This is a genomic window from Pedobacter agri PB92 (genome assembly GCF_000258495.1).
GTDB lineage: Bacteria > Bacteroidota > Bacteroidia > Sphingobacteriales > Sphingobacteriaceae > Pedobacter > Pedobacter agri.
Genome location: NZ_AJLG01000206.1, coordinates 1 through 7,960 on the forward strand (window position 1 = coordinate 1; position 7,960 = coordinate 7,960).

A 7,960-nucleotide genomic window follows, 5' to 3' on the forward strand; every position below is an offset into this window, starting at 1 on the left:
TTGGCAAATTATGAAAGCTTTAAAAAACATAAGGATATTCAGGCTTATCAGGAAAATGTGCTTTATCAAAATAAAAATTTAAAGAAAATACTTGAAGAAGCTGAAATGATTTTTGATGCGCCTTTAACTATCAGCCAAATCTCTTTTAATCAAAAAGAGCCGGTATATGACCATATGTTAATGATTGGTGATACCGCTGGCTTAATTCATCCTTTATGTGGAAATGGAATGGCAATGGCTATTCATAGTGCGAAAATTGTTAGTGAACTGATACAGAAAAGAACTGAAAATAAGACTTCAAGAAGTTCTTTAGAAAACGAATACTCGGCCAATTGGCAAACAATTTTTGGAAGCAGGCTAAGGTTTGGAAGGATATTAAGCATGATCCTGCAACACAAAACTTGTGAGCGACTGGCCATAAATTCAATGACTGCAATGCCTTTCGTACTAAATAAAATAATAAAACATACCCACGGACGACCCATAAAAACAGTAAATTAATGCCGATAGATACCAGATTTAGAAGCGATGCCCCAGAGTTGATGGATGATTTTGAAATGGAAGGCGAAGTGTTACGTGATGCATTAGATAAGATTGCAAGCATCAACAAGCTGCTCGGCGGAAATAAAGTTACTCTTGAAGGCGTAAAAACGTTATTAAAGAGCAAACCAAAAACTCAACTGGTGCGTATAACTGATATAGGTTGTGGCAATGGCGATATGCTTAGAACTTTAGCCGACTACGCAAATAAAGAAAACTTAAATTTCACTTTGAAGGGTATTGATGCCAATCTGTTTACAATTGATCATGCTAAAAAGCTATCAGAATCTTACCCGAACATCATTTATGAATGTTCCGATATATTCGACGACTTGCAGGGAACAGAGGAGTGCGAGATTTATCTCTGTACGCTAACCTTGCATCATTTTAAAGATGATGAAATCATAAAACTGATGACTCGGCTGAAACAATCTGCTAAAATTGGAATTGTAATAAATGACCTACACCGTAGTGCTTTGGCATACAAACTTTTTAGAGCGTTATGCGTCGTTTTTCGGTTAAATGATATGTCTCGCGACGATGGGTTGATTTCCATCCTCCGCGGATTTAAAAAGGCAGACCTGCTGGAATATGCCAGAAAATTAAATTTAAAATTAAGTTCAATTAAATGGAAATGGGCTTTTAGATACCAATGGATAATTAAAACATAATGAGCGTAATTGTAAAAGCAGCGGCTAAGGCCTTACCCGAATTTTGGCGTGAAACAGCAGATATTATTCCTTTTTTAGATGGTTGGCTGAAAGATCAGGATGAGCGTTTTGTGAGAAAAGTTAAAAAGATTTTTGAAGGTGCTGCTGTTGATAAGCGTTATTCCTTTATGTCGCCTGAAGAAGTTTTTAGCGATTTGAGCTTCGAGGCCAGAAATGACATTTATATCCGTGAAGGGATCAAACTAGGTGCAAAATGTTTAGAAAATGCACTCGAAAAAGCAAACTGGAAGCCACAAGATTTAGACTATATTATCACGGTAAGTTGCACAGGCATTATGATTCCATCGTTAGACGCCTATCTAATTAACTTGCTTAAACTCCGTCAAGATATTGTGCGTTTGCCGGTTACAGAAATGGGTTGCGCAGCTGGCGTTTCCGGAATGATCTATGCAAAGAACTTTTTAAAAGCAAATCCTGGCAAAAGGGCTGCTGTTGTAGCTGTTGAATCACCCTCTGCCACCTTCCAACTGAATGATTTTTCAATGTCAAACATTGTTAGCGCTGCTATTTTTGGCGATGGCGCTGCATGTGTATTACTAAGTTCCGACCCTAAAGATACAGGCCCCGAAATTATTGCAGAAGAAATGTATCACTTTTATGATGCAGAAGAAATGATGGGTTTTAAATTAACTAATACCGGTCTGCAAATGGTTTTAGATGTGGAGGTTCCAAATACCATCGAATCACATTTTCCACAAATTATTCATCCATTTCTGGCAAAAAATAATTTAGATATTAAAGATATTGACCATTTGATCTTCCATCCCGGGGGAAAAAAAATTATACAGCTTGTGGAAGAATTGTTCAATAAATTGGGCAAAAACATTGATGAAACAAAAGCAGTTTTGAAGCATTACGGCAATATGAGTAGTGCTACAGTTTTATATGTATTGGAAAATTATATGGATAAAAAGCCTGCGCCCGGAGAAAAAGGCTTAATGTTAAGTTTTGGACCAGGTTTTTCAGCACAGAGAATTTTATTGCAATGGTAATATGAATGCACAGGAAATTATCAATCAGCTACCTTACGGAAAAGAATTTTTATTTGTTGATGAGCTCTTGCAGGTTAATGAGGAATTTGTCAAAGGAACTTATACCTTCAGCAAAGACCTCAATTTCTATGATAGTCATTTTAAGAACAAACCGATCACCCCGGCGGTAATTTTAACGGAAACCATGGCTCAAATTGGTTTGGTATGCCTGGGAATTTTCCTGTTAAAAGATCAGCTGAATGATAAAAATCTGGCCTTCGCCATGACCTCCAGTGCGCTTGATTTTATGCAACCTGTTTACCCTGGTGAACAAGTTTGGGTAAGTAGCGAAAAGAAATATTTTAGGTTCAATAAATTAAGTTGTAGCGTGAAGATGGAAAACGTTAAAGGCGAAATTGTGAGTAAAGGAACTATTTCTGGAATGTTACTTTCCCAAGGCCATGAATAGCACTCGTGTAGTCATCACCGGTTTGGGCGTATGTGCCCCGAATGGAACAGACATCGCTTCATTTACTCACGCGATTAAAAATGGGATCTCAGGCATCACCCAACAGACTGATCTAGAGCGCTTTGGTTTTTCTTGCCAGATAGCTGGGAAGCCAAAACTAAGCGACGAGCGGATTGCTCAATATTTTTCACCGCTTGAACTTAGGAATTTAAACAGCACCGGAATTGTTTATGGGGTAATTGCGGGCTTAGATGCCTGGAAAGATGCTGGTTTAGAAAAAAGCGCCGATGATGAACCAGACTGGGATAGCGGAACCATTTTTGGAACCGGAACATCAGGTATTGACAAATTTAGATGGGCAATTAATAAAATTGATGATATGGAAATCCGAAAAATCGGAAGTTCTGTAGTGATTCAAACCATGGCCAGCGGCGTGAGTGCATTTCTTAGCGGCAAAATTGGTTTGGGCAATCAAATCAGTACCAACTCTTCTGCATGCGCAACCGGAGCCGAAAGCATTTTACTCGCCTTTGAAAGAATTAAGTCTGGCAAAGCAAAACGAATGCTGGCAGGGAGCACCAGCGATAGCGGACCGTATATCTGGGGTGGTTTTGATGCCATGAAAGTTTGTACGTTTAAACACAATCACGAACCTGAAAAAGGAAGCAGACCCTTAAGTGCCACGGCCAGTGGTTTTGTACCTGGAAGTGGCGCCGGAGCCATGGTACTGGAAACACTTGAATCGGCACTGGCCAGGGGAGCAAAAATTTACGCCGAGATATTGGGCGGCGAGTTAAATTCTGGTGGTCAGCGGGGTTTAGGCACTATGACCGCTCCAAATCCACAAGCTGTTCAGCGATGTATCAAAAATGCCATTCAAAATGCCGGAATTCGTGCTGATGAAATTGAGGCAATTAACGGACATCTTACGGCAACAACAAAAGATGCGCTTGAAATCGAGAACTGGAAAATGGCTTTGAACGCCACAGCTGAGAATTTTCCTTACATCAATTCTTTAAAGGGAATGGTTGGCCATTGTATCAGCGCAGCTGGCAGTATCGAAAGCGTAGCCGCAGTTTTGCAGCTTACGCATGGTTTTATTTTTCCAAATATCAATTGCGAGGACTTAAATCCCGAGATCACTGCCTTGATCAATGAGAACCGCATCCCGCAAAAACTTTTTAATAAACCAATAGAGATCGTTGCGAAGGCTAGTTTTGGCTTTGGCGATGTCAACGTATGTGTAATTTTTAAAAAATATAATCATGACTAAAGAAGCAATTATCGCAGCACTGAAGACGATCATCAAACCCTACAGCGAAGAAACAATAGTGCTTGAAACGCTCAGTGAAAACACAGATTTCATCAAGGATCTGAAAATTAACTCTGCTAACCTGGTTGATATTGTATTGGATGTGGAAGAAAAATTTGGTATTGAAATCGACAATGATTCGATGGCAAAAATGCTCACCGTACAGGCAACTATTGATGTGATACAATCAAAGCTTGGGAACAATGCAGGGGAATGATATTGTTGATTTATTGTTAGCTCAAACCCAAAGTAACTGGAGGCGGAAAGGTTATCTCGACAAAATTTTTAATGCGAATGAAATATTCTTAGTCTCATCGGCAGAAAATCCAGATGTGATGGTTTGGCTGCTTTGGAGCATGAAAGAGGCTGCCTATAAAATACATAACCGCAAAACTGGTATTCGTGAGTATGCGCCTAAAAAACTAGTTTGTAGCATTTTATCCAAAGCAGATTTAACATTAGGAATGGTAAATATCGATAAGGCGATATACTTTACTAAAAGCAGTATAAATTCAGCATATTTACACACCATTTCATCTCCTGTTCAGCATCAGCTAGATAAAATTAAAATCTCTATTTACGAATTCCCAAATCATCTTTCAAACTATAGGAATACAAAGCCAGCTTGCGTAAGCCATCACGGAAAATATTTGGCATTGACATATTAAAATAATTGCGGCTGATATTTACAATTGATTACTCTTACTTTAACCATCACAACTTAAATAATAACCACCGTATATTGTGGTTGCTACCCTAAGGCTATTCCCCCATTTTCTTTACAGAAGAATAGAATTGCATCCCTCAAAAAGCCTTATCTTTGCCCAAATCATAAAAAATAAAATATGCTTAAAGGATTTTTTAACGTACCCACTCCGGTAAACGAACCTATATTAAATTATGGCCCAAGCAGTAAAGAACGTGTTCTTTTAAAAGAAGCGTTGGCTGAAGCTCGATCGCACCAACAAGACATCCCGATGTATATTGGCGGTAAACAAGTTCATACGGCGAAAAAGGGTAAAGTGGTTCCACCACATGATCATCAACATATTTTAGCGCAATATAGCATTGGCGATAAAACACATATTCAACAAGCAATTGATGCCGCTTTAGCTGCGAAAGAAAACTGGGAAAACCTTTCATGGGAACATAGAGCTGCAATCTTTTTAAAAGCTGCTGATTTAATTGCTGGCAAGTATCGTTACAAATTGAATGCAGCGACCATGTTGGGTCAAAGCAAAAATGCCTACCAGGCAGAAATAGATGCCGCTTGCGAGCTGATTGACTTCTTACGTTTTAACGTAAGTTACATGAGCGATATTTACAAACAACAACCTCCGGTTTCACCTCGTGGAAGCTGGAACAGAGTAGAGCAACGCCCCTTAGAAGGATTTGTTTTCGCCCTAACCCCTTTTAACTTCACGGCAATTGCAGCAAATTTACCAGCATCAGCAGCGATGATGGGTAACGTTGTGGTTTGGAAACCTGCAGATACACAAGTTTATGCAGCAAACCTTTTAATGGAAATTTTCCGTGAAGCTGGTTTACCAGATGGTGTAGTAAATTTAGTTTACGCTGATGGACCAGAAACCGGCGATGTCATTTTCAACCACCCTGATTTTGCCGGCATTCACTTCACTGGATCGACAAAAGTTTTCCAGGAAATTTGGAAAACAATTGGAACAAACATCCATAAATACAAATCTTATCCTCGTATCGTTGGCGAAACTGGCGGAAAAGATTTTATCTTGGTTCACCCTTCAGCACAAACTGATATTGCAAGTACGGCAATTGTTCGTGGTGCTTTTGAATATCAGGGACAAAAGTGTTCAGCTGCTAGTCGCGTTTATATTGCCGAAAGCCTTTGGCCTGAAATTAAAAAGTTGATGTTACGCGATTTGGCTACCTTTAAAATGGGTGGAACTGAAGATTTTACGAATTTCATTAATGCTGTGATTGATGAGCGTTCATTTGATAAGTTGGCGAAATATATCGACCAGGCAAAACAGGATAAAGGCGTAGAAATTATTGCTGGCGGAAATTACGATAAGAACAAAGGTTATTTTGTGGAGCCAACTGTTTTAGTGGTTGATGATCCGAAATATACCACCATGTGCGAAGAGTTGTTCGGTCCGGTTTTGACGGTTTACGTTTATGCTGATAAGGATTTTGATTCGATTTTGGAAGTAATTGACACCACTTCGCCATACGCTTTAACGGGTGCTTTAATTGCACAAGACCGTTATGCGATTGACAAAGCAAGCCATGCTTTACGCAATTCTGCAGGTAACTTTTACATCAATGATAAATGTACAGGGGCCGTTGTTGGTCAGCAGCCATTTGGTGGCGCCAGAGGATCAGGTACAAACGACAAAGCCGGTTCAATGATTAACTTGTTGCGTTGGGTTTCGCCACGTACCATTAAAGAAGTTTTCGAATCGCCGACTGATTATCGCTACCCGTTTTTAGCAGAAGATTAATTGATTTGTGGAGACACAAACCAAGCCCTTTAATAAGTCTTGGATGAATATCGACATCCTGTTCATATTCATCCGACGACTAAATATTTTAAAACCCTTGAGCAATCAAGGGTTTTTCTTTTTTGAAGATCTTGGAAAGCAATGGCAGTATTTCAATTATCGTTAGTCGGGCTTTACGCTAAATTCCCGATGAAAAATCGGGAGATACCGCTTCAATCCCGTTTAAAACATTTGGATTCTGCAACTATTCAGGGCTGCAGGGTGTAAAAAGCACAGTCCTTTAAGCTTAAACCAGACAGAAGCGGCAGCCCCCGATTTTTTCTATCGGGGCTATAGCAAAAGGCGGGACTTCAGCATCTGCAAGGCACTAAAAGATGTTTTTCTAAAACCAAATACGCTAAATTAATTTGTTATTAACTGCATAAGCTAGTGCCTCAACAATATTTGTAACGCGAAAATTTTCGAAAATCCGTCTTCTGTAATACTTTACGGTATCGGGCGAAACAAAAATTTTATCGGCAATTTGGTTTATGGTTAATCCTTGAGCGTACAAACGCAGCACTTCCAATTCGCGTTCCGTGAGTTTTGGCTTTAATGATTTTTGCCAAACTCGCTGCTCTAAATTTAGATACCAAACAGCATCCGAACCCTCCTTATGAATGGCGACGTTACCGGGCATTTGATTGTGAGAAATGGAAACCAGACATATTGCTTTCCACATTTTACCCTCTTCCGTTAAGAAAAGTGGCGTAAGTTTATGGTTGATCAGCACCGATTTTCCATTTTTGTGAGTCAGGTGAAAATCGTAGGTAATGCTGAATAATTTCTTGTCATCTGCGGGCTGCCTGTCAAAAAAATCGAAACCCGCTTCATTAATCAAATCCAAAAGTTTTAAATCGCTTTCAGGAACTGTTTTAAAATAAAAATCGTAACCCAAACCCATCACTTCTTCAACTGTATATCCACAAAGAAATAAAGGATTCGGCGACACGTACTCGAATTTCATTTCTGTATAATCGATAACGTATACGCTTTGGTAAGTAAGTTTCGAAAATGCTTCTACTACTTGCAAATAACCATCTAACAGGCTGTTATTAGCATCAGTTATTGCACTTAACCTATTTTTGTTAAGCAGGTTTGTATTCTTTATATCCATTAAAATATTAAAATTACACTAAAGTGTAACAACTTTTCAAGTTACAACAAAGAATTTTACCAACCTAAACAGCAACTAAAATATAATTAACAATTCAAAAAGTAACAATGAACTTCACAAGTTAAAAATGAACTGTATAAACTGCAAGACCGAACTAAATTTTAATTATTGTCCAAACTGCGGCCAACCAAAAAGCCTGAAAAGAATTGACAGACATTATATCGTTCACGAAATTCAGCATGTTCTGCATTTTGAGCGTGGAATTTTATACACCGTCCGCGAGCTGGCCATAAATCCTGGT

The 7,960-nt window shown here is 38.9% G+C and carries 9 protein-coding genes; 8 read left to right on the forward strand and 1 reads right to left on the reverse strand.

The genetic code is table 11. The features are described from left to right. The 8 genes from ON09_RS20890 to pruA all read left to right on the forward strand — a co-directional run. On the forward strand, positions 1-501 hold a 501-nt coding region (locus ON09_RS20890), incomplete at its 5' end, for an NAD(P)/FAD-dependent oxidoreductase (protein ID WP_029204525.1). Next, positions 501-1,211, forward strand: a complete 711-nt coding sequence (locus ON09_RS20895) for a methyltransferase domain-containing protein (protein ID WP_010603017.1) — start codon at positions 501-503, stop codon at positions 1,209-1,211. The genes ON09_RS20890 and ON09_RS20895, both read left to right, overlap by 1 nt. Next, positions 1,211-2,263, forward strand: coding sequence for a type III polyketide synthase (locus ON09_RS20900; protein WP_010603018.1), 1,053 nt, complete (start codon positions 1,211-1,213; stop codon positions 2,261-2,263). Before ON09_RS20895 ends, ON09_RS20900 begins: the two co-directional genes overlap by 1 nt. Before the next feature lies 1 nt (position 2,264). Beyond that, entirely contained in the window at positions 2,265-2,711 is a 447-nt protein-coding gene (locus ON09_RS20905) for a 3-hydroxyacyl-ACP dehydratase FabZ family protein (RefSeq protein ID WP_010603019.1), read from the forward strand. Next, complete coding sequence (locus ON09_RS20910) at positions 2,704-3,984, forward strand: beta-ketoacyl-[acyl-carrier-protein] synthase family protein (protein WP_010603020.1); 1,281 nt, start codon at positions 2,704-2,706, stop codon at positions 3,982-3,984. Before ON09_RS20905 ends, ON09_RS20910 begins: the two co-directional genes overlap by 8 nt. After that, complete coding sequence (locus ON09_RS20915; RefSeq protein ID WP_010603021.1) at positions 3,977-4,240, forward strand: acyl carrier protein; 264 nt, start codon at positions 3,977-3,979, stop codon at positions 4,238-4,240. Before ON09_RS20910 ends, ON09_RS20915 begins: the two co-directional genes overlap by 8 nt. Further along, complete coding sequence (locus ON09_RS20920; RefSeq protein ID WP_010603022.1) at positions 4,227-4,691, forward strand: 4'-phosphopantetheinyl transferase family protein; 465 nt, start codon at positions 4,227-4,229, stop codon at positions 4,689-4,691. Before ON09_RS20915 ends, ON09_RS20920 begins: the two co-directional genes overlap by 14 nt. A gap of 177 nt (positions 4,692-4,868) precedes the next feature. Then, positions 4,869-6,503 (forward strand): L-glutamate gamma-semialdehyde dehydrogenase, encoded by a 1,635-nt coding sequence (gene pruA, locus ON09_RS20925; RefSeq protein ID WP_010603023.1) that lies wholly within the window; start codon positions 4,869-4,871, stop codon positions 6,501-6,503. A gap of 397 nt (positions 6,504-6,900) precedes the next feature. Here pruA and ON09_RS20930 read toward each other — a convergent pair whose 3' ends face one another. After that, the gene (locus ON09_RS20930) at positions 6,901-7,659 is read right to left on the reverse strand and encodes a response regulator transcription factor (protein ID WP_010603024.1); all 759 of its coding nucleotides are present in this window, start codon (positions 7,657-7,659) and stop codon (positions 6,901-6,903) included. Between the last annotated feature and the right edge of the window lie 301 nt (positions 7,660-7,960).

Bases quoted from the DNA above. Each gene is read 5' to 3' on its own strand.
- pruA (WP_010603023.1), top strand. From the start codon at position 4,869: ATGCTTAAAGGATTTTTTAACGTACCCACTCCGGTAAACGAACCTATA.
- ON09_RS20930 (WP_010603024.1), bottom strand. From the start codon at position 7,659: ATGGATATAAAGAATACAAACCTGCTTAACAAAAATAGGTTAAGTGCA.
- ON09_RS20915 (WP_010603021.1), top strand. From the start codon at position 3,977: ATGACTAAAGAAGCAATTATCGCAGCACTGAAGACGATCATCAAACCC.
- ON09_RS20905 (WP_010603019.1), top strand. From the start codon at position 2,265: ATGAATGCACAGGAAATTATCAATCAGCTACCTTACGGAAAAGAATTT.
- ON09_RS20910 (WP_010603020.1), top strand. From the start codon at position 2,704: ATGAATAGCACTCGTGTAGTCATCACCGGTTTGGGCGTATGTGCCCCG.
- ON09_RS20920 (WP_010603022.1), top strand. From the start codon at position 4,227: ATGCAGGGGAATGATATTGTTGATTTATTGTTAGCTCAAACCCAAAGT.
- ON09_RS20895 (WP_010603017.1), top strand. From the start codon at position 501: ATGCCGATAGATACCAGATTTAGAAGCGATGCCCCAGAGTTGATGGAT.
- ON09_RS20900 (WP_010603018.1), top strand. From the start codon at position 1,211: ATGAGCGTAATTGTAAAAGCAGCGGCTAAGGCCTTACCCGAATTTTGG.